Source organism: Paenibacillus elgii NBRC 100335 (assembly GCF_004000865.1).
Classification (GTDB): Bacteria; Bacillota; Bacilli; order Paenibacillales; family NBRC-103111; genus Paenibacillus_G; species Paenibacillus_G elgii.
Genome location: NZ_BIMB01000016.1, coordinates 27503 through 49430 on the forward strand (window position 1 = coordinate 27503; position 21928 = coordinate 49430).

20 protein-coding genes and 1 tRNA gene are annotated in these 21928 nt (G+C 53.9%); 13 read left to right on the forward strand and 8 right to left on the reverse strand.

Annotation, left to right across the window (positions count from 1 at the left end):
• Positions 1-22 precede the first annotated feature (22 nt).
• The 4 genes from PEL01S_RS14170 to PEL01S_RS14185 all read left to right on the forward strand — a co-directional run bounded on the left by PEL01S_RS14170 (position 23) and on the right by PEL01S_RS14185 (position 3891).
• Positions 23-826: a Nif3-like dinuclear metal center hexameric protein gene (locus tag PEL01S_RS14170; RefSeq protein WP_127460748.1), complete on the forward strand. Its 804-nt coding sequence runs from the start codon at positions 23-25 to the stop codon at positions 824-826.
• An 18-nt stretch (positions 827-844) separates the two neighbouring features.
• A complete protein-coding gene (locus tag PEL01S_RS14175) occupies positions 845-2167 on the forward strand; it encodes an ABC transporter substrate-binding protein (RefSeq protein ID WP_127460749.1) in 1323 nt (440 codons plus the stop codon).
• Between the two features lie 209 nt (positions 2168-2376).
• A complete protein-coding gene (locus PEL01S_RS14180; protein ID WP_127460750.1) occupies positions 2377-3645 on the forward strand; it encodes a stalk domain-containing protein in 1269 nt (422 codons plus the stop codon).
• A gap of 162 nt (positions 3646-3807) precedes the next feature.
• Positions 3808-3891: transfer RNA gene (locus PEL01S_RS14185), tRNA-Leu, on the forward strand.
• Positions 3892-4055: 164 nt separating this feature from the next.
• Here PEL01S_RS14185 and PEL01S_RS14190 read toward each other — a convergent pair.
• Both PEL01S_RS14190 and PEL01S_RS14195 read right to left on the reverse strand, forming a co-directional pair.
• Positions 4056-4952, reverse strand: coding sequence for a metallophosphoesterase family protein (locus PEL01S_RS14190; RefSeq protein WP_127460751.1), 897 nt, complete (start codon positions 4950-4952; stop codon positions 4056-4058).
• 155 nt (positions 4953-5107) lie between these two features.
• On the reverse strand, positions 5108-5815 hold the full coding sequence (locus tag PEL01S_RS14195; protein ID WP_204343550.1) for a G1 family glutamic endopeptidase: 708 nt from the start codon (positions 5813-5815) through the stop codon (positions 5108-5110).
• A gap of 170 nt (positions 5816-5985) precedes the next feature.
• Here PEL01S_RS14195 and PEL01S_RS14200 point away from each other — a divergent pair, with 170 nt between their 5' ends.
• The 5 genes from PEL01S_RS14200 to PEL01S_RS14220 all read left to right on the forward strand — a co-directional run bounded on the left by PEL01S_RS14200 (position 5986) and on the right by PEL01S_RS14220 (position 11001).
• Positions 5986-6801, forward strand: a complete 816-nt coding sequence (locus PEL01S_RS14200; RefSeq protein WP_127460752.1) for a MerR family transcriptional regulator — start codon at positions 5986-5988, stop codon at positions 6799-6801.
• A 35-nt stretch (positions 6802-6836) separates the two neighbouring features.
• Positions 6837-8030, forward strand: a complete 1194-nt coding sequence (locus tag PEL01S_RS14205; RefSeq protein WP_127460753.1) for an MFS transporter — start codon at positions 6837-6839, stop codon at positions 8028-8030.
• A 246-nt stretch (positions 8031-8276) separates the two neighbouring features.
• Entirely contained in the window at positions 8277-8750 is a 474-nt protein-coding gene (hutP, locus tag PEL01S_RS14210) for a histidine utilization transcription antiterminator HutP (protein ID WP_063187486.1), read from the forward strand.
• Between the two features lie 135 nt (positions 8751-8885).
• Positions 8886-10418: a histidine ammonia-lyase gene (gene hutH, locus PEL01S_RS14215; RefSeq protein WP_127460804.1), complete on the forward strand. Its 1533-nt coding sequence runs from the start codon at positions 8886-8888 to the stop codon at positions 10416-10418.
• A 97-nt stretch (positions 10419-10515) separates the two neighbouring features.
• Positions 10516-11001: a GNAT family N-acetyltransferase gene (locus PEL01S_RS14220; RefSeq protein WP_127460754.1), complete on the forward strand. Its 486-nt coding sequence runs from the start codon at positions 10516-10518 to the stop codon at positions 10999-11001.
• A 199-nt stretch (positions 11002-11200) separates the two neighbouring features.
• On the opposite strand, the gene PEL01S_RS14225 is transcribed toward PEL01S_RS14220, so the two are convergent.
• Positions 11201-11641 carry an Hsp20/alpha crystallin family protein gene (locus tag PEL01S_RS14225; RefSeq protein WP_063187359.1) on the reverse strand — a complete coding sequence of 147 codons (441 nt, stop codon included), beginning with the start codon at positions 11639-11641 and terminating at the stop codon, positions 11201-11203.
• Between the two features lie 305 nt (positions 11642-11946).
• Here PEL01S_RS14225 and argS point away from each other — a divergent pair, with 305 nt between their 5' ends.
• Complete coding sequence (argS, locus tag PEL01S_RS14230) at positions 11947-13656, forward strand: arginine--tRNA ligase (protein ID WP_127460755.1); 1710 nt, start codon at positions 11947-11949, stop codon at positions 13654-13656.
• An 84-nt stretch (positions 13657-13740) separates the two neighbouring features.
• Here the strand turns inward: argS and PEL01S_RS14235 are convergent, their stop codons facing one another.
• Complete coding sequence (locus tag PEL01S_RS14235) at positions 13741-14154, reverse strand: YjdF family protein (RefSeq protein WP_127460756.1); 414 nt, start codon at positions 14152-14154, stop codon at positions 13741-13743.
• 207 nt (positions 14155-14361) lie between these two features.
• Between PEL01S_RS14235 and PEL01S_RS14240 the strand changes: the two genes are divergently transcribed.
• Positions 14362-14613, forward strand: a complete 252-nt coding sequence (locus tag PEL01S_RS14240) for a YqzE family protein (RefSeq protein ID WP_108530744.1) — start codon at positions 14362-14364, stop codon at positions 14611-14613.
• Positions 14614-14680: 67 nt separating this feature from the next.
• On the opposite strand, the gene PEL01S_RS14245 is transcribed toward PEL01S_RS14240, so the two are convergent.
• The 3 genes from PEL01S_RS14245 to PEL01S_RS14255 form a co-directional block, all read right to left on the reverse strand.
• Entirely contained in the window at positions 14681-15610 is a 930-nt protein-coding gene (locus tag PEL01S_RS14245) for a hypothetical protein (protein ID WP_127460757.1), read from the reverse strand.
• 167 nt (positions 15611-15777) lie between these two features.
• Positions 15778-16830 (reverse strand): YqhG family protein, encoded by a 1053-nt coding sequence (locus PEL01S_RS14250; protein ID WP_307722004.1) that lies wholly within the window; start codon positions 16828-16830, stop codon positions 15778-15780.
• Positions 16827-18635 (reverse strand): DEAD/DEAH box helicase, encoded by a 1809-nt coding sequence (locus PEL01S_RS14255; RefSeq protein WP_127460758.1) that lies wholly within the window; start codon positions 18633-18635, stop codon positions 16827-16829. Before PEL01S_RS14255 ends, PEL01S_RS14250 begins: the two co-directional genes overlap by 4 nt.
• A gap of 176 nt (positions 18636-18811) precedes the next feature.
• Between PEL01S_RS14255 and PEL01S_RS14260 the strand changes: the two genes are divergently transcribed.
• On the forward strand, positions 18812-19903 hold the full coding sequence (locus tag PEL01S_RS14260; protein ID WP_127460759.1) for a hypothetical protein: 1092 nt from the start codon (positions 18812-18814) through the stop codon (positions 19901-19903).
• Between the two features lie 55 nt (positions 19904-19958).
• A complete protein-coding gene (gene lipM / locus PEL01S_RS14265) occupies positions 19959-20804 on the forward strand; it encodes an octanoyltransferase LipM (protein ID WP_127460760.1) in 846 nt (281 codons plus the stop codon).
• Between the two features lie 25 nt (positions 20805-20829).
• Here lipM and dat read toward each other — a convergent pair whose 3' ends face one another.
• Positions 20830-21681 (reverse strand): D-amino-acid transaminase, encoded by an 852-nt coding sequence (dat, locus tag PEL01S_RS14270; RefSeq protein WP_127460761.1) that lies wholly within the window; start codon positions 21679-21681, stop codon positions 20830-20832.
• Positions 21682-21928: the final 247 nt, after the last annotated feature.

Below are 21928 nucleotides of genomic sequence, written 5' to 3' on the forward strand. Positions count from 1 at the left end.
TTAACGAAAGAAGGGATTGGAAATGAACGTTCAGCAAGTGATCGATGCCATTTTGACGGATTCGTGCGGCGATTTTAGATTGCCCGAAACCGGAGACAGGATCATGAGCGGCAGTCCCGACACGGAGGTCACTGGAATTGTAACGACATTTATGGCAACGGTTGACGTTATCAAGCAGGCAATCGCTTGCGGGGCCAATATGATTATTACCCATGAGCCTACGTACTATACGGGAAAGGATGAAACGGACTGGCTTCAGGACGACCCTGTATATGCGGCTAAGAAAAAATTGATAGATGAGAATCAGATCGTGATCTGGCGGTTTCACGATTACATGCACATGGGGAAAACAGACAGAATCTATGACGGCCTCCTAAAAGAAATCGGCTGGGAAAACCATATGCTTGACGGAAATCCTCACACCTACCAAATTGAGGAGGTCAGTTTGGCGGAGCTGGCGAGCTTTTTTAAACGGAAGCTATCCATGGATGTGGTTCAAATCATCGGCAAACCCGAAATGAAATGTTCAAGGGTCGGCATTTTAGTGGGCGGGGGCAGCCTGGGCCTGGGAAGAGAGCAAATGCCGATGGAATTGATGCGAAATATGAATTTGGATGTCATGGTTTGCGGCGAAATTATGGAATGGACGCTCTGCGCCTATATCAACGACGCCCAAATGCTTGGACTTAACCAAGCCATGATCGTTGTAGGGCATGAACGCAGCGAAGAATGGGGCATGAAATTTATGGCGGAATGGCTGCAGCCTTTGGTTCATGGGATTCCGGTCGTCTTTATTGATGCAAGAGAGCCGTTTACTTATTTATAAGATAAGGGGGAAAAGATATTGAAAATCAAAGCGGGTATCAAGCTCGGAGTTTGTACGGCTTTGCTGCTATCTACGGTGGTCGCTTGTTCCAATAAGGATGCATCGCCGGGAGCGGCTCAATCGGAGAAGGGCGTCAAGATTACGTTTTATACGGTCGATCAGAACAACGCTTTTTCCGAATTGGTGAAGGCGTATCAGCAAGAGCGCCCGGAAGTAAAAATTGAATTATTGAATGCGCAAGCAGGAACCGATTATATACAAAAATACGAAGCGCTTCAGGCTTCCAGCAATCCGCCCACGGCCGCCATGCTGGAACAGCAAACGGTATTAAAGTTCAAAGACACCTTGCTGGATTTGGAGCCGGAGAAAGCAAAATACGAAAAGTTGACGCTGCCGGGCACGATTGAAAGAAACTTATTTGAAGGCAAATTTGTGGGCGTGCCATGGACTACGCAGGGCTACGGCTTATTGTACAACAAACGGGTGGTTGAGGAAGCGATCGGAGGAGCTTTTGATCCCGCATCGGTGAAGACCCGCAACGATTTGGAAGCTTTGTTCAAAAAAGTGGAAGCCGCCGGCAAGGCGCCGGTATTGATTCATGGATCGGACTGGTCTTTGGGCTCCCATTATTTATCGTTAGCCTACGGCCTGCAATCCAAAAAGGTTGAAGATAATCGTAAATTTTTGGAGGGCTTGAAAAAGGGAAGCGTGGATTTATCCGGCAATCCCCAATTCAATGGTTTGCTGGATACCTTCGACTTGCTTAAAAAGTATAATCTTCGCAAGAACGATCCGATTGTCGCCGACTTCAATAAAGACACGATAGATTTTGCCAAAGGAAACGCGGCATTTTACTTTATGGGAGACTGGGCTTGGTCCGTAATGGACCCTGTCGAAGGCCGGGACAAACAATTTGGGATCATGCCGGTTCCGATCAGCAACAACCCGGATGACTACGGGAACCAGGAAATTCCGGTTTTGGAACCATTTCTGTACACCATCGATAAAACAAGAGCAACACCGGAGCAGCAGGAAGCAGCCAAGCAATTTTTTGAGTGGATGGTCACAAGTGAACAGGGACAAAATTCCATTATTTCCAAAATGGGGTTAATCATGCCTTATAAAGATTTAAAGGTAAAGGGGACGAATGCCATTTCTCCTTCAATAAGTAATTACGTTAAAGAGGGCAAGGTTATTAATCTCGGAATGTTCAAATTCCTTCCCGGGGATCATTACGCCAAGCTGGGCGCCTCCATGCAGAAATATTTAATTAACAAGATTGATCGTAAAGGGTTCATTAAAGAGATGGAGAGCTATTGGAAGTCGCAGGCTGTTAATTAAAGTTGCGGGCTGAAAAATCATGCGGCGCCTTGATCATCTTCGTATCTCTAAGTACTTTAGAACTAAATATTCGTCATGAGCCGGTGAATTTGTTACCCGCTGGATGTTTCCTCGTCCCAGGGAATCGGGACAATAGCCGCTAGGAATGAATTTCCACACCCGCTTATAATCTAAAGGAATCCAACACGGGAGGAGATTCGATACTTATCATGATTTTAAGAAAATGGAGTATGCTGCTTGCTATCGTGGCGGTGCTGCTGTCGGTTTCGGTTGTGGGGACGGTTCAAGCAAGCGCAACAGAGCAGTCCCCGATTAAGGTGTACATCGACAAGTCGCGAATTCACTTTAACGTTAACCCGTATCTGGAAAACGGAACGACGCTAGTGCAGCTTCGCCCTTTATTCGAAGCCATGGGCATTGTGCTTGATTGGAAGCCGGAAAGCGGTGTCATCGAGGGTAAGAAGGGCAGCCTTCAATTAGTCTTGACGATAGGCAGCAAGCAGGCGACCGTAAACGGCAAAACGGTCCAGTTGGAGACGGCCGCGCGGATCGTTGACGGCAATACGCTTGTGCCGCTTCGTTTTATCGGGGAAGCGACGGGTGCGCTTGTCGTATGGGACCCGTACAGTCAAGAAATAACGATCATGACGGAGCAAATGCTGGCTTCGCTCGGAATAACCAAGAAGGATGCGGAGAAGGCTATCGCCGACTATTTAGCCTCGAAGGAGCAAGGGAGCAAGACGGATAACGGCGGCAAGAAGCCGGAGCAGGGTACGAAAACCGAGGGCCGGAATGAAGCTGACGATGAGATCGCGCCTGCCGTCAAAGCGGATTTGAACGACCTGAAAGGAATGTACTTCGGTATTCGTATGGATGTTACCGGTTATGAGTGTGGAGGGACTTGCTGGGATTTTTACACGTTTCTGCCGGATGGAAAAGTCGTTGTCGGCGAACCCGAGAAGGGTGGTCCGGAGACGATCGATTGCTCCAAGCAAACTTGCCGAACGTACACGATCGAGAATGGCACAATGAAGCTGAACAACGGGGAGAGCTACCCGATCCGGGTTTCGGAGAAAGGAAATCTTATCGTCAATGACGTTCTGCTGTCGCCCGTTCAACCCGTAACCGGCAGTCCGACGCTGGAAGGCGCGTTCGTCCATCGGGGGTACTCCGGTATGATCGGCATCAATTCCGCTTCCTCGGCATGGGAAGAGTGGATTACGTTTAAGAAAAACGGCACATTCGAGAGTGACAATACGCTGATGGGAACCGTTGATACGGGAGCGGCAACGACGAATTCGGCCTCTGCCTCCAACAAATCGGGAGCCTACAGCATTGAAGGCAATACAATCGTTCTGAAGTTTGACGGTGGAACAGAGAAACGTTATCTGTTTTTCTTCCATAACGGCAAGAACGGTAAACCGAATTTCGAAGATGTGCAAATCGGCAATCGTAATTTTTATATTGACCGCGATTAAGCGCCAATAAGATGATGATCGCTGCATGCCCCTCGCCGCCGGTTTCGGGCAACATGCCGCCGGGTAGAGGGGCATTAGATGATTTCATGCTTGACATAGGAGAATCGATCGTTATATAATTCCATTTGTCGGTTCGAAATTGATCGAATCGCAGCGAAATATGCGGTCGTGGCGGAATTGGCAGACGCGCTAGATTCAGGTTCTAGTGGTGTAACAGCCGTGGAGGTTCGAGTCCTCTCGACCGCATCCTAATTACAATAAAAGCTCATGAATGGCTCTGGTAGCGATTCGTGGGCTTTTTTTATGCAAATTTTATGGAGCGGGTCAGGCTATCCCCCAGAAAAATAATCGTAACGAATTGAACGGACTTTCCGGGCAAAGGTCTCTCCTCGGTAAATGAAGTAAACGGCTTAGGCCGTAAAACCGACCGGAATGACACGGCGTTTAACGATCGTACCGTTTTTAACAGTAAACTCGATAATGTGGAAGATCGGGGTTGGCGCACCCTTCAGGAAACCTTTTTTTACAAGCGGTGCACCGGCTCCTCCTGACAGCACATACCTTGTACCACGAAAGGTCAATTTGTCCAGAGCGTGTACGTGCCCCACAAGAACTTGAGGGACCTTGCCGCGAATGGCAGACAGGAATCGGGTCAATTGTCCATTGGTGTTACCGAAGGTGGATGACGGGTCCTGGAAATAACGGGGATTTGCCCATTTCCCGATTCTGGGGGGCACATGCATCGCGATCAGAGCGTTTTTCCGGGCGCTTTTCAACCGCTTCTTCAGAAAAGTCAGTTCTCCCCGAGCAAAGCCGTAGATCGGCTGCCCGCTTGCATCCACACCGAACTGCTGCGAATTGTCCAAACCGATGATCGTGGTTTTGATTTTCGGGAGGTTGATTGCGAAATGCGTAGGACCGATAAATTGTTTGAATTTCGTGAGTGGACCGTTTATGCCTGTATGGTCATGGTTGCCGGGGACGATGAAAAAGGGGATATCGGGTACGCCTTTTTTCGGATCTTGAATCAACTGCAGCAAGCTTTTGACCGGGACGCCGGAATAGGTGCCGCCTGTCTTGAACTCTTGTTCGGTTCCCGTGAATACCGCATCTCCGCTGTGCAAAATAAATAAAGGCTTCTTCTTCAATCCGCGGATAGCGGATAAGGCTAAGCCGAAGATAGAATTGGCGGCTTGGCCGTCTCCCGCCCAACTGTCACCCATGCCAATAAAAGTGAATTCGTTGGTTTTCAGCTTTTTTACATTAGCCAACAGCCGGGCTCTGGAAGTCTGGAACAGAGTCTTCATATTCAACACATCCCTTTCTGAGGTTCCCACCTATTTTATGGAAAGAATGGGTCTTCCGAAACGGCTTTTGCCCTATCGGGTCCTCTCGGGCATGGTTACATAAAAAAACGGCAGCAATCGCCGTCGAGGTTCAGGAAGGCTGATATTTTTGCGATTCATCTCGGAGGCAGCGGGGGTTTGCCGCCATAGGCGACGAAGAAGCTGTCTCTTTTTTTTCCTGGAAGAGACGGGGTTGAAACGATGCGGCCGTTTTGAATCATAATTCCCCGTTGGCTTGGTTTTAATAAAGGATTCTTATCGTTGACCCGGCATCTTTTAAAAAGCATTTTACGATAATGCGCCAATCGGGTCGTTTTATTGTTGATCGAGGGAGCCTCCATAATCCATTCCGCCGTCGTAGCCGGTCCGGTATACTTTTTGACCTTTCTGAATGTCCATCCTTTCGTTTTATTCCTGAGCACAATGAGCCACTTATTTTTACATTGCTTTGAGATTCTCGCATACATCAAATCATGGGGAGAAACAGGGTAAGAGATTCGGGTTTCCGGCGCAGGCAAGATTTCCCACCATGCATAATAAACGGCTTTCCCTTGTTTGTAATCCTGCTGCGTTCCTGTCTGAATTAATGACGGGTTGCCGAAGCCATCGATTCCGATCCATGCCGAAGAAAAGCCGTTTTTCTTGCCGGGCTTTACCCGCGGAACAATCCAATATCCGGAAATACTGCGAAACGAATTTTTTTTCGCTTTCTTCAGCGCATATCCGGACCAATTGCCGGATTTCCACCCCGGGCGAACGCGGGTCCGTATCCTGGAGCCGGCCGGCTTGTATGGAGCGGATCGTCTTAATCTTCCTTGTGTCAACCTATCCACCGCCTTTTTTCGACTTGATTTTATAAGTATTCTTGCGCGGAAGATTCGGAATGGGCTGATAGCTCCTAAGACGAGTTTCCCCTTGACTCTCCCCTTAACGGGAAAGTTATACTCGGTAAAGCAAGGGGAGTACAGAAATATTCGTGCAAGGAGAACTGTCGATGTTTAAAATCAGCGAGTTTTCGAAACTTGGCCAAGTGTCGGTCAAGGCGCTTCGTTACTACGATCAATTGAATTTGCTCAAGCCGGCCCACACCGACAAATATACAGGATACCGGTATTACTCGGCCGATCAGTTGTTTCAGCTCCACCACATTTTGGCTTATAAAGAATTGGGTTTTTCGCTGGATCAAATTCGCCAGATGATAGGCGAGGACATTCCGCTTGAGCAAATCAGAGGGATGTTCCGGATTAAGCAAAACGAGATTCAGTCCGTTCTGGATAAGGAGCAGGCCAAGCTTGACCGAATCAAGGAGCGTCTACATGCTATCGAGAACGAGGGGAAGCATCTGACATCGCACGATGTCGTTCTGAAAGAAGTGGAGCCGCAGCTTGTCGTGTCTTACCGGCAAAGAGCATCGCTTCGGCAGCTTCCCGGGCTTTACCGGCGGCTCGACGATCATTTGGAAAGCTGCGGCGTATCTTCGCTATCCCGCATGGTTCTTTGGCATGGCTGCGAGGAATGCGAAGACGATATGGACATGGAAGTCGCTCGTGTGCTCGCTCACGAGATGCCGAGCCGTTCTCCCTTTACGGTCAAACGATTGCCGGGAGTTCCGATGATGGCTACGCTTATTCATCATTGCCGGACAACGAGCCCCTGCACGGCGAGTACGGAATTGGCGGTGTGGATCGAACGAAACGGATATCGAATGAAGGAAAATGAACCGCGGCGCGAAATCTGCGTCCCTCATGAAAAATCGGACGATCCGGAAGCCTACGTTGCCGAGGTCCAGATTGCCGTCGAGAGAGCTTGACGGAACAGCGCTTTGATATGAAAGGAGATTCGGTTTTGACTAAACAACAAAAGCTTCTGACTTTAAATTTATTTTTATTAACCTTTGTTCTGGGAACGAGTGAATTTGTCATTGTCGGGCTGCTAACGGAAGTGTCCAACGGCTTGAATATCGCCATATCGACAGCAGGTGCGCTGGTATCGGCTTTTGCCATCGCATTTGCCATCGGTACGCCAATTTTGACGGCTGTATTCAGCCGGTTTTCCAAATACCCGCTTATGCTTGCTTTGATCGCGGTATTTATTGCAGGGAATATGTTAACCGCGATATCCGGTTCGTACGCGCTGCTTCTTGTTTCCAGAGTGATCACCGCCGTCGTGACCGGAGTGTTGATCGCACTCGCCATGGCCGTTGCCAGCGAAGCCGTACCTTCTGAGAAAAGGGGCGCGGTGATTTCCATTATCTTTACCGGATTTACAATAGCGAGTGTCATCGGAGTGCCTCTTGGCACCTACATCGGACAATGGGGCGGTTGGCATATGACCTTTTGGTTCACCGCTCTATTGGGAATCGGGTCTTTCATCGCAAGCTCGGCGACCATTCCAAGAGGGTTGAAGGGAACGCGAAGTTCATTGAAAAACCAAATCGGATTATTAACGAACTCGCGTATTATTATCGCGTTTTTTATTCCGGCGTTCAGCATTGCGGCGACCTATACCGTTTATACGTATTTGACTCCTCTGCTGCAAGAAGTGCTCTTTGTCCCGGACCGGTATATCGGACTTATATTTTTGCTCTACGGCGTCGTATCCATCTTCAGTACGTTAATCGGCGGGAAGCTGGCAGCCCGCAACGGGATTGGAAAGCTCCGGGTTGTGTTTCTGATTCAAGCCGCCATTCTCGCGTCGCTTTATGTTTCCTCTAGCTCGGTTGTCACGGGATTGATCAGCATATCGTTCATTGCTCTTGTCGTGTATGTCATGAGCTCGACCATCCAGTTGTATTTCATCGATTTAGCGGATAAGTATTTCCCGTCGGCTAAAGATTTGGCTTCGTCCTTAGCTCCCGTATCCGTTAATGTCGGAATCGCGCTTGGATCGGCACTGGGAGGATGGGTCACGACGAACATGGAGCTGATCGATGTTTCCTGGGTCGGCGCAATCGCGGCGGTCGCTGCATCGTTGCTGACTTGTATCAGTTATCGTCTGGACCGTAAAGTCAGGAGCGGTTATAAAGCGGTTGCGAATTGAACGGCCGGAGGCGTTGAAAGCAGCGGTGGCCTGCTTTCATTTGCCTTCGCACGCCTCATTGTCAACCCACGTGATGTATGATACAATTTCATCAGATACTTTAGTGATAAGCAAAATCCTTTTAGACAATTTAGCGTATAGTCGGGTCGATACAAGGCAAGTCTTATGGGAGCGGGAAGAAGCTTTCCCATTTGCTGTTGTAGCGTCTTTTTTATTTTTATTGTGGCTTTTCCGCAAGAAAGGGGCATGCAAGTGACGGGCCAGCAGGGGATTCCTTCTACTATCGGCAAATTAACCGCTTTATTGACGATGATGCACGATCATGCGTTGGGGGCGGACATCGTACGGAAGCTGGAAGCGGACGGATATCGGCATACCGTCGGGAAGGTCGGCTCCATGGACAGCGCGAAAGTCATTGCGGCCATCGAAACCGCTGCCAAAAACAATGGGGTCATCGACGAAAAGCGGTACCGGGAGACGCACGGCTTGTACCATGCGATCCTAGAGGCTTTGCAAGGAGTGAGCCGGGGAACCCCGCAAATTCGGGATGTATTGCGTACGGTAGGACTTACCTTCGCCATTGTCCGCGGTCCTATGTCGACCGAGCAGGATCAACCGGACGAAGGGGAGTGGATCTGCGTATGCATGTACGGCACGATCGGCGCTCCGAAGAAGGGCTTTGAGCACGAGGTTCTGGGCTTCGGCATCAATCACATTTGATGATCGAATCAGCGTTTCAGGCGTTTCAATTGAATATCTTTAGACCATAGTCTTATAGCTGCGTTTAGAGGTCATGACCATTGATTTGGTATGGCCTCTTTTTTTGTGTCCATTACTTAAGGAGAGTGATTCGTGATGATTAAGACGGCACCTATTACGATCGGCGGCGGCAAGCTGACCTTGCAAGATGTCGTGCTCGTGGCGCGACACGGTTACGAAATCGAGCTTGACGCTTCGGTCAAAGCGAAGGTAACGAAGAGCAGACAATACGTGGAAAAGCTGCTGGCTGAGAAAAAGGTCGTCTACGGCTTGACTACGGGCTTCGGCAAATTCAGCGACACGTACATTTCGAGCGAGGACGCAAAGATGCTGCAAGTGAATCTGATCCGCAGCCACGCTTGCGGGATCGGCGATCCGTTCCCGGCGGAAGTGGCGAGAGCGATCATGCTGCTTCGCATCAATGCCTTGATTCAGGGCTATTCCGGGATACGCTACTCCGTCGTGGAGACGATGGTCGAGATGCTGAACAAAGGCGTCGTTCCGCTGATTCCGGAGAAAGGGTCGCTCGGCGCAAGCGGAGACTTGGCCCCGCTGTCCCATTTGGCGCTGGTCATGATGGGGGAAGGGGAAGCGTTGTTCCGGGGAGAGAAGCTGGACGGAAAAACGGCGATGGACAAGGCCGGAATCGTACCGGTGTCGCTTGAGGCAAAAGAGGGTCTGGCTCTGATCAACGGTACGCAAGTCATGACCGCCGTCGGCGCTTTGGCTTGCTGGGACGCGCTGCAACTGGCCAAATGGGCCGATTGCGCTGCTGCATTGACGACGGAGACCCTGCAGGGTGTAAGGCAGGCGTTTGACCCGGAAACCCACGACATCCGCCCGCATGCCGGCCAGCAGCAGGTCGCTTCGAACATCCGCAAGCTGACCCAAGACAGCCGACTGATGACGAACCAAGGGGAGCTGCGCGTTCAAGACGCTTATTCGCTGCGCTGCGTACCGCAGGTTCACGGCGCTTCGGCCGATGCGCTTCAATATATTCACGATAAATTACTGATCGAGATGAATTCGGTAACGGATAATCCGCTCATTTTCACCGAGCAGGAGAAAGTGATCTCCGGCGGCAATTTTCACGGCCAGCCGATTGCGCTGGCGATGGATTTCCTCTCCATTGCGGTGGCTGAGCTGGCGAATATATCGGAGCGGCGAATCGAGCGGCTGGTCAATCCCCAGCTGAGCGGGGGACTGCCTCCGTTTCTGACGAAGTACGGCGGCACGAACTCGGGCTTCATGATTGCCCAGTATGCCGCGGCTTCACTCGTTTCCGAAAACAAATCGCTTGCGCATCCGGCCAGCGTCGATTCGATTCCAAGCTCGGCGAATCAAGAGGATCACGTGAGCATGGGAACGATCGGCGCGAGAAAAGCGGCCAAAATCGTCGAAAATGCGTACAACGTCGTTGCCATCGAGCTGCTGTGCGGCTCGCAAGCGGCCGATTACCGCGGGGCCGACGGGCTGGGCAAGGGAACGGCTTGGGTGTACGCGGAGTGCCGCAAGCAGGTGCCGTTTTTGGACGAAGACCGCGTAATGTACACGGACTTCCGAAAAGCCGTGCATATGATGAAAGACGCGGCAGTGCTGAAGGATATGACGGAGACGCTTGGTTTGTGATATATGGCTTCCTGGTCCGAGTCTTGCATTTCTCCCGAAACCTTGTTATAGTAGGCGAAAAAATCGGTAGGATTTCGTGAGAGGGAGCGGGCTTTGAATGGAGATCAGGCGGGCCGGACATGCGGATGTACCGCACATTTTGGATATTTATAACGAAGCCGTCCTGACGACGGTCGCGACGTTCGATACGGTTCCGCGCACGCTGGAGCAGCAGCTGGAATGGTTCGAACAGCACGGCGAAGCTTATCCGGTCATCGTGGCCGAGGACGCCGGTCTGATTCTCGGCTGGGCCGCCGCGAACCGGTACTCCGACCGGCTGGCCTATGCGCGTACGGCGGAGCTGTCCTTGTATATCCGGGACGGACACCGCGGTCGGGGAATCGGGAAAAAGCTGCTGGAAGCCGTACTGGCCGAAGGGAAGAAGGCCGGGCTGCATACGGTGCTGTCGCGGATCGCGGAGGGCAACGACAGCAGCATTCATATTCATCGGCAGCTCGGGTTTGATACCGTAGGCACGATGCGCGAGGTCGGCTTCAAATTCGGAAAGCTGCTGGACGTCGTCATGCTGCAAAAAATGCTTTAAACTCATAAACCGGAGTGGTACCGGCGGCAGCCGGAAGCTCCGGTTTTTTGCTTTTCGCGAAAAAAAGCGACCCGCAAGCAACGGGCCGCGGGTCGAGAGACATCTATATGAAAAAGGGGGTCGAGCTTTATTATAGAGGATCTACATTAAAGGAAGATGAAAAGCATATTTCAATTGGATTACAATTGGACGACAGGAATTAATGAAATTCCACGTCGATTCGTTTTCTGGCGCTATTTTGAACTTTGGGCATTTTCACTTCGAGAATGCCGTTCTTATATGTAGCGACCGTACCCTCGGCCTGCACTTCCGCCGGCAGCGCAACAGTGCGCTGGAAGCGGCCGCTATAACGCTCCTTGCGGTGATACTGCTCCTCCTTCGCTTCGTGTACCTTGTGTACGGTGCCGACGATCGTGAGCGTCTGCTGCTCCACTTGGATGTCAACGTCCTCTTTCTTCTCCAGACCCGGAATCTCGCAGTGGGCGATAACCTCATTCTCGGTTTCGTAGACGTCCATCCGCGGCGCGCCGAATTCCTGCTGGAATCCGAAAGCGGAAGGCAGCCCCTCGTTAAAAAATTTGTCCATTTCTTTTTTCCAATGATCCACGCGTCTGAACGGTTCGAACGGAACCAACGGCATAAACGAACGCCTCCTTTATTAAAGTCTGTTTTGAATTTCCTCCCTTATTTTTTCGTCGGTCTTCAAAATTCATACCAAAATCGCGCACATGCCGGAACGAAGCGCCGCCGGACCGCCAAATCCTTGGGCTGACGCAGCAAACCCGGCTTGACTCGGTTTTTCGCGCCCGATATAATGGAACATATGCAAAGGCTGGCAAAACCTACGTGCGACGTTGAAAAACGGCACCCCGACCGGGGTGCTTTCTTGTATGAAAGCGTACTGCGGGATGGCGGCGTTCGTTCGAAGAAAGGGGCACATCGTGAATGAATTACAAACAATGGTTGGCCGGACAGCTGACGGCAAAGCTTGAGGGCATATCGCAGGAAGCGCTGGCGGAGCTGATCGAATATCCGCCGAATCCGCAGATGGGGGATTTGTCGCTGCCCTGCTTTAAGCTCAGCAAGCAGCTCCGGAAGGCGCCGCAGGCGATTGCGGAAGAGCTGAAGGCTGGCTGGAGCGACAATGCGTCGGTTCAACGGGTCGATGCGGTGTCCGGTTATTTTAACGTATTTTTGAACCCGGCTGTTTTCGCCAATGAAGTCGTCGGTGAAGTGTTAACCCGCCAAGACCGTTACGGCTCGCAGGAATACGGTCAAGGACGCAACATCGTCATCGACTTCTCTTCGCCGAACATTGCGAAGACGTTCCATATCGGGCATCTCCGCTCGACGGTCATCGGGAATGCGCTTTATAATATTTTCAACTTTATGGGATACAACAGCGTGGGCGTTAACCATCTCGGCGATTGGGGCACGCAGTTCGGCAAGCTGATCGTCGCCTACAAGCTGTGGGGAGACCAGGCGGCTGTCGAAGCGGAAGGCATCGACGAGCTGCAGCGCATTTACGTCAAGTTCCATGACGAAGCCGACGTGAAGCCGGAGCTGGAGGACGAGGCGCGTGCCTGGTTCGTGAAGCTGGAGCAGGGAGACGAGGAGGCGCACAAGCTGTGGCGCTGGTTTGTGGACATCAGCTTGAAGGAGTTCCACAAGATGTACGATCTGCTCGGCGTGAAGTTCGATTCGTATGCCGGCGAAAGCTTCTATAACGATAAAATGGCGGAAGTGCTGGACGAGCTTAAGGCGAAAAACCTGCTGGAAGAAGACGGTGGAGCGCTGCTCGTCAGGCTCGACGATTTCAATATGCCTCCGGCCTTAATGGTGAAAAAGGACGGCGGAACGCTGTATCATACGCGCGACGTGGCGGCGGCCAAGTACCGCAAGAACACGTACGATTTTGACAAAGCTGTCTATGTGACCGATGCGGGGCAAAGCTTGCATTTTAACCAGCTGTTCAAAGTGATCGAGCTGATGGGCTACGATTGGTCGAAGCAAATGCTGCACGTGCCGTTCGGCAAAGTCAGCCTGGAAGGCGCGAAGCTGTCGACCCGGAAGGGCAAGGTCGTCAACCTGGAGGATCTGCTGGGTAAAGCGATCGAGAAGACCCGCGAAATTATCGAAGAGAAAAATCCGAATCTCGAAAATAAAGACGAAGTCGCGCGCAAGGTCGGCGTCGGAGCGATTATTTTCAACGATCTGAGCAACAACCGGATCAAGGATATCGTCTTCTCTTGGGACGAGGCGCTGAATTTCGAAGGCGAAACCGGTCCTTACGTGCAGTATACGCATGCGCGGGCATGCAGCGTACTGTCGAAAGCTGATCCCTCGGAGACGCAGTCGTTCGAAGGCTTCGATCCGAAGCACCTGGAGAACGAAGAGGCGCAAGGCGTGCTGAAGCAGATGTACTTGTTCAAGGAACGGGTCGAGCAGGCGATGCATAAGCTGGAGCCTTCCATTATTAGCCGGTATTTGGTCGATCTGGCGCAAAGCTTCAACCGGTTTTATCATGAATGCAAGATATTGAAGGCGGAGGATGCCGAAGTGCGCAAAGCGCGTCTTGCGCTCGTGGAGTCCGTAAGGATTACGCTGAAGAACGGCCTGGCGCTGATCGGTATCGAAGCACCGGAAAAGATTTAAACCTCATCACTATGGCAAAAACACCCGATTGTCGGACTGTCCTATAGACAGCCCGGCATCCGGGTGTTTTTTTGCACGCGACCGTTACCGGCCACGGTGCTTCGCTTTCGCTTTTTGAATGGCGATTTCGCGTTTGCGTTCCTTCTCGGCTTCCCGCTGCTCCCGGGAGACGACCTTGCGCGTCTTCTTGCGGTGCTCCAGATCGAGCTTTAGCGCTTCCTGCGCTGCGCCGCGGATACCTTTGCGATCCATCTCGCGGGCGGCTTCACGGGCGAGCCGCTTCGGATTGACGCGGCCCCGCCGGGCCGTGGCATCGACGCTAACGCCCACCGATGTTTGCGCGAGCAGCGGCAGCATCCGAAACTGCACGAACTCCATCACCTCGGCGTCGTACGGCTCCGAGCCGAACACGTAACGAGTGGCTTTGACCTTGCCGTCCGTTTCGTGTTCCGTCACACCTACCCAAAATTCACCTTCAAAATAAACGGTAAGCTTCATGCTTTCCCCTCCTTAGATCTTGCGAGCGATGGACATCCCGAGGGGGGAAGGATATGACACGGGCTTGCATCTCCGAAAAGCTGGGAGATCCCGTGCATCCGGGCTACCAACCGGACCGCGATTTTACGCTCGACTTCATTATAGGACGAAGACAGGTTTGCCGCAACCGGGTGCGGTTCATACTGGGATGTAGAGGTGAACGGCGGAATGGCGAAAAGCGACGAGCTTGTGAAATATGTAACGGAGCGGTTCGTCCGGTACATCGAGATGCCGAAGGAAGTGCGCAGACAAGTGCGGGCGGATAGAAGGGAAGGCAAGGAGCCGTGGCAGTACCGCTGGTTCGGCATGCTCCCGGTGGCGATCGGCATGTGGACGAAGCCTGTGCGCGAGGGCGCCCGGCGTCTCGGGAAAAGCTTGGGCAAGAGAGCGGAGCGGTGGAAGCAACAGTGGATAAAATAAAAAAGGAAAAGCTTCTTGCCGTCAGGCGGGAAGCTTTTCTATATAGGGAAGAGGAGAAAACCGTAGGTTAAGGGTAAAAGCTGCCAAGACGCTGCAGCGCCTCGTAGGGAAGAAAGCGGTCGTCGTCCTGCCGGAATTGCACGAAGCGATCCCCGCTGGACCACACTTGAAAGCCTGCGACGGGAAGCGGCACGGTTACGCTGCCTTCGTAAAGCTGGGCGGCGTACACCGGCTTGCTGCCTTGAGCGATCAACTGCTTCAGATCGTCGAAGGGCATTGGCTTGCCCGATTTGCTTTGTACCCACGGCAGCCTGGCATAAGGCTCGGCGGGCTCCGATTGTCCGCTTTCCTTTATCGTATGCTTGGCATCGGTAGTGGTGAATGCTTGGACATTCGGCGCGGGCGCCGCGTTACTCTTGGGAAGCTTGGCGTCGCCGGTGAAAGGCATTTCCTCGCCGGTTTTGGCGTCGATATACCAGATGCGGTCCGCGTTCTGCACGGTAATTTTCCAGAGAGCCTGCAGCGGACCGAAGTATAATCTCTCGGTTTGATGCGGATATTCGATAAGTTCAAGCTGCACCAAGCTTCGATGCAGCGTTTGCAAGCTGAATAACGGGTAGGAGCCTTTGCCGTACTCGGTCAGCCTGTACGTATCCGCTTCTCCGGAGTGGATGACCAGATAGCCCGCTTCCGAGCCTTCGGCGCTTACGATGATGACCCAGCCGTGCATGCCCGGTCCGAGCGGATAGCTTGTCCAGGTCGCCTGCTGCCATGGTTCGAAGCCGGGCTGGAGCGCGAGCTGCTTCATAAACCGCTCCACGGCCGCTTGCAGCGTCGGAGCGGCAATGTCGGTTGCCGGTTCCTTCGGCGGCGCGGACGGGGGAGCCGCTGGCTTCGTTTCCTCCACCGCATGTGCGGAGGGCGATTCGAGCGGCCAGGCCGCAAGCAGGCTTGTGCCGAGCAGCAGCGAGACGAGCGCGAACGTAAACTTTTTCATAGTTTCACCTGCTTCGCTTAGGAGTCGTTGGCCTGAAATTGGTATTATGCGCATTCCGCTGCGAATATGCCTTTATTGTACAAGGTATGCGGCAAAAAGATTGTTAGAACCTGTAGTCTGTCCAAAAATACTTTCCCCTGAAAAACGCACCGTTTCGCGCATGTTCGTCAGTACGCGGGCGGTTTCGCAGAGGAAACATGGAACAATCCGCAGTTGATGGCGGATATTCGGATGCGCGGGCGGTACTGCCATTCGATTTCCCGGGCGCGGCCGGCGTACTGCGCCTCGATGTCCGGCCGTTGATCGGGCTCTGCGGTCTTGAGCAGCGACTCGTAATAATCGCGGATGCGGGCTTGTTCATCCGCAAGCCGAAGCTGGGCTTCCTTCGCCCAGCGGTGGTCGTATCTGGCCAGCTTGCTTTCCAGATGCTCTTCCAGGTAAAGCACCGCGCGGGGCAGCGCAATCCGGTCCGGGGTAATGTAGACGTGAGCGGGCAACTGCGGCGTAAAAGTGAGCGGAGCGATCCAATCCATGAACCGCTCGCGGATCACGCCCGTCTGAAGCTGGATGCCCAGAGAGTGAATTTCGCTGCGCTTCATATCGCAGGCGAGCTCCACCTTGTAATTAACGGCGAGCCAACTGTCGTAAGGAACGGTCGCGGTTCGTCTGGGCTGCTCGGGCACATGCTGCTCGAAGAGCCGGACATACTTGCCCTTGGACCGGACAGCGGCAAAAAGCTGCTCCAGCCGCCGGCTGCCGTAAGTGACTTCGTCCCGCGGAATGCGCGCGGTAAAAGACGTCGGCACGAAGCCGAAATAGCGGCCGAGGATGCTGTTTCCCTGCGGCGGTTGCGGTCCGCCAGGCGGTGTACCCGGCTGCGCCGCTGTTCCCGCAGGAGGCCCGCCGGGCGGCGTCCCGGCCGTGCCCGCGATCCCGGGAGCGGCGGTGCTGACGCCGGGTTGAGGCCCGCCGGGAGGACCGTGCGGCTGCAGCTCGCGGTAAGCCTCCGGGTCGAAGACGAAGGTGCAGGTCATCGTCTCCGGAGTAACGCCGGTCCGTTCGACGAAGCTCCAATAATAAGGGCGGTGATTCAAATCCTTGTCGGCGGAGGGCGACAGCTTTACGGTCACGTAGGCCGGATGCTTCTCCATAATGTCGCATTGTTCCGCTTCCAGATAGCGCAGCACGAAGGAACGGATTTGGTCCGCCGTCATCGTCATAGCCGGACCTCCTCCCCGCCGGGGTCCTGCCCGCGGATGGGACTGCCTACCGCGTTAAGCACGCTTTGTAGCCGCATGCTCTCCTGCGACTCCTGCTCTACCTCGGAGCGGACGTCGGTGAACGAGCGCCCCAGTTCGTCAAGCTGCCGGCGGATGTCTTCCTGGCTGCGCGAAGACAAGATCAATTTGGCCAGGTGCGATTCGAGCGACGTTTTTTTCTCGAACCGCTCCAGAATCGTATCCAGCTCGCCGATGACCAGCTCGAACATGTTGATTTTCTCGTGCAGCAGCGATAAGATATGCTCCTCGATGGTGCCGAGGGTGGAGAGGTTGTAGATTTTGACGTCCTCTTGCTGACCGAGCCGGTGCACGCGGCCGATCCGCTGCTCCACCCGCATCGGGTTCCACGGAAGGTCGAAGTTGATCATATGGTGGCAAAATTGCAGGTTGATGCCTTCGCCCCCGGCTTCGGTCGCGATCAGCACTTGGGCCCGGTTGCGGAACAAGTCCATCATCCAGTCTTTTTTGCCCCGGTTCATGCCGCCCCGGTAAGGGACGGCCGAAATTTTCCGATCTTTCAAATATTGCAGCAAATATTCCTGAGACGCACGGTACTCCGTGAAAATAATCACTTTTTCCCCGATGTCGCCGATCAGCTCCATCACTTTTTCGGCCTTCGTATTCGCTTTGATGCTGCGGATCAGCTCGACGAGCTCCCAGATTTTGGCGCGGAGCGGCGAGTTTTCTTCGGTTTTCTTGAATAAATTGACGAGCGTGATGAATACCGCATCCCGGCTGGAGCACACTTCACGCTGCAGCGTCACAAGCGACAAAATGCTGCCGATATCGCCGCCGGACTCCTCATAACGCCTGCGGACGAAGTTGGTCACGCCGTCGTACAGCGCCTGCTCTTCGGGCGAGAGCTGCAAAGGAATATTGCGCACGATCCGTTTGGTGAAATTCACGTTGCCGTCGCTGCGCCGGTTGCGGATCATGACCTTGCTCAGCTCGTGCTGAAGCTGCTCTTCGTTCTTCGGAATCCGCTTGTCCACGACGAAATTCGCCTGAAAGCTCCCCTGGCCGCCAAGCTGTCCCGGCTTGAGCAGGGTAATCAGGTTATATAGCTCTTTCAGGTCATTCTGCACCGGCGTCGCCGTCAGCAGCAGACAGTACTTTTTGCGCAACTCGTTGATGAACTGGTAGTTGGTCGTCTTTTTGTTCTTCAGCTTGTGCGCCTCGTCCACGATCAGCATGTCATATTCCAGGCCGAGCACGATATCCCGATGCGGGTCGCGCTTGGCCGTATCCATCGAAGCGACGACGACATCGTTGGCGGCCCACATGTATTCTTTCTTCTGGGCGACGGCGGAAATGCCGAATTTCTGGTTCAGCTCGCGCACCCATTGCAGCACCAGCGAAGCGGGCACGAGGATGAGCACCTTGCGGACAAGTCCGCGGATCATGTACTCCTTGAGAATGAGTCCGGCCTCGATCGTTTTGCCGAGCCCGACCTCGTCCGCGAGAATGGCCCGTCCGCGCATCTCGGTCAGTACTTTTTTGGCGGTATCGATCTGATGGTCCATCGGCACCAGATTCGGCAAATGCGACAAGCATTGGAGCTCGTCGAAGCTGCGGATTAGCCCCGATTGCTCGGCCTCTTCGGCCAGCCGGAACATCGTCCAGTCATCCCACGGACCGTTGCGCTCCGCCCGGTCGTGCAGCTCCTCGAACCAATCCCGTTCAAAATACAGCTGAACATGCTCATTCAATTGACGCACGTGTTCTTTTTGCTCGGTGGATTGCATCGGACGCGCTCCTTTTCCATCGGGTAACGAATCGAGTCAATTTTTAGTATGCACGAAAATAAAGTCTTTCAAACGAACCGGCAATGCTATATGATGAAAGGGATGGGGCCTGGCGGACGGACGCCGGGCTCTTGATTTCCGCGGTGACGGAACGATAAAGAGAGGGAGAGCTATCTTTGAGCAGACGCGTTCGTATCTGCCTCACGGTTCTGTTGACAACGGCCTGTGCCGGATGTTCTATATTCGGTTCGGATGCCAAGCCTCGCACGACGCCGGTCGATGCGGAAGCTTCCAAAGCATTGGATGAGACGGGCGACCTGCTCGTAGCTGGAGATAACCGGGTATTCAGCGTCAACAGCAAAACGAACGAAGCCCGGGAGGTGCTGCAGACGGAGCAGCCGGTCAGTTCGCTCAGTTATACGGGCGAGCACATGGCGATCACCGTATTTCAGCCGTCCGATCCGAAGGCGTCTCGCGGCTTTTATTTGCGGGACAGCAGGAGCGACAGCTTCACAATGTATCCGACGCCGGGCTTCTCGCCCAAGTTCAGCTACATTTACGGGGACCTGATGTTTCTTGCTTCCGCCGATAAAACGGCGCAGAAGGACGGCGACTATGCGAAGGTCGGCATTTATCAGTTGAAGGAGCACAAGTGGGTCAAGGAATGGATGCTGCCGGGCGGTATCGAGGACATTACCGGACGGGGCAAAGACCTGTGGCTTGTGACGTCCAACAATGCGGCAACTAGCTCGAATGTGTATAAGGTCGACTTGGAGACCGGAGAATGGGGCAAGCTGATCGCCGAGGCCCGGCGGTACCCGCTCGATCAAGTGGAAGCCGATTCCGGCGGCGACATCTATATGATGATCTCGCAGCGCAACAAGACCGAATGGTCAAACAAAATTTACCGCTGGGACCCGCAGCAGCAGCCTTACGAGTTGGCGCACCATTTTGTCTCCAATACCCGGCCGTACTCGTACGCGATGCAAGCGCTGAACGGCAAGATGCTGATCGCGCGCTTCGATGCGACCGGAGCCCATCCGGATATCGAGAAGCCGCTGTCCGTGCTGGATTTAAAAACGCGCAAGCAGACCCATCTGGCTTGGGATCACCGGCCGGTGGCGCTGGACAAGAGCGGGGACGAATTCGTCGCACTTGGGGAAGACGGCGCCGTTGCGTTTGTGAAGCCCGGCGAGGCCGACAAGCCCGATCGGGAGATGCAGGTTCCCGGCTTGCGGGCGGCAAAATGTCTGGCCGTTAAGCGGTAAAGTGAGCGGGCTTTGCGGTCTGCGCCGGTGGCGACAGAAAAGGGAGGGATCGCGGATGACGCAGGAATGGCGATGGATTCGGTCCGGCTATGGTTCGCCGGCTTACAATATGGCGGTAGACGAAGCGATACTGACGGCGCACGGCGAAGGAGCGGCGCCGCCTACCGTACGGTTTTACGGCTGGAATCCTCCGACGCTGTCGATCGGTTATTTTCAGAAAGCGACGGAAGAGATCGATTTCGATGCGCTGGAGCGCGAAGGCATCGGCTTCGTCCGGCGGGCGACCGGGGGAAGGGCGGTGCTCCATGACAAGGAGCTGACGTACAGCATCATCGTGTCTGAGGACTATCCGGGCATTCCGCGAAGCGTGACGGAAGCGTATCGGGTGCTGAGCGAAGGACTGCTGCTCGGGTTCCGCAAGCTCGGGCTGGCGGCCGATATGGTCCAGCTCGAAAGCGAGGAGGACAAGAGCAAGTACGAGTCGATGGGCTCGGCGGCCTGTTTCGATTCACCTTCCTGGTACGAGCTCGTCGTGGAGGGACGCAAGGTGGCCGGTAGTGCGCAGACCCGGCAGAAGGGTGTCGTGCTGCAGCACGGGTCGATTTTGCTCGATCTTGATGCGGACCAGTTGTTCCGGCTGCTCAGGTTCAAGAACGAACGGATCATGGAACGGATGAAGCAGCAGTTTTTGAAGAAGGCGGTCGCGATCAACGATCTGCTTCGCGGCGTCGAACAACCGCCGGTCGGGTTGGCGCAGACGGAAGAGGCGTTTCTGGCCGGCATGGCCGAGGGATTGGGCGTAAAGCTGGTTCCGGGAGAGCTGACCACGTACGAGCTGGAGCTGGCGGAACGGCTGGCGGAAGAAAAATACGGCAATGCAGAGTGGAACCTTCGGAGATGATCTCTCCGAAGGTTTTTTGGTTCGTTCATTGAGGGATGCAGGAGGAGATGGCCTGTTCGAAGGCTTGCTGCAGGCGGCGCGTGACCGAACCCGGGCTGCCTGAGGCGACGGGAATGTCGTCGACGGAAATGACGGGCGTTACTTCGATGGTCGTACCGGTGACGAACGCTTCGTCTGCCTGCCGGAGATCCTCCAGCGTAAACGGCGTTTCGGCGACCGGGATGCCGAGCTCGCGGGCCAGACGCAGCGCAACGGCGCGCGTGATCCCGTGCAGGATCAGGTTGTCGGCGGGATGGGTAATGATTGCGCCTTCTTTGACGATCATCACGTTGGAGGCGCTGCACTCTGTGACCAATCCGCTGCGGTGCAATACGACGTCGTCCGCGCCTTGATTAAGCGCGTGCTGCTTCGCCAACGTGTTGGGCAGCAGGTTGAGCGTCTTCAGGTCGCAGCGCAGCCACCGGATATCCTCCATCGTAACGACGGCGATGCCCTGCTGCATCGTGCGAACGGGACGCTTCAGCTCGGTCGTATAAGCCATAAGGACAGGTTCGGCATCAGCGGGAATCGCATGGGCTCTAGACGCCGTACCGCGGGTGATCTGGAGGTAAACGGTGCCTTCGATGAGCGCGTTTGCGGCGATTAATTGTTCCAACTGCTTTTGCAATTCGCTTGACGCAGCGGGTAAGTCTATGCGGACGGCAGCCGCCGTGCGCTCCAGCCGCTTGAAATGCGCCTCGGCTTCGAACAATTTGCCTCCGTAGACGCGGAATACTTCATAGATGCCGTCGCCGAAATAGTACCCGCGGTCGTCCGGCGAGACGCGAACTTCTTCCTTGGGAACGAGTCTGTCTTGGATCAAGTAAATCGGAGTCATGGGTACACCTCCCGTATGATGTAGGTTTTGGAAATGGGAACATACGTTTGATAATGCTGCTGGATTCGGTTATACTATTACTAGACTAACAATCGGCTGATTCATTGTCAAAACGAAGCAAAGGGCGGGTTCGCAAGGTTCGTTTCAACATGTTTTTGGGTGTACATAGTTCCGGTTTTCCGTCAGCTAAGGTCGGTTTTGTCGAAAAAGATGAATATTTCGTCAACGAAAAAGAGAGCCTGACCGC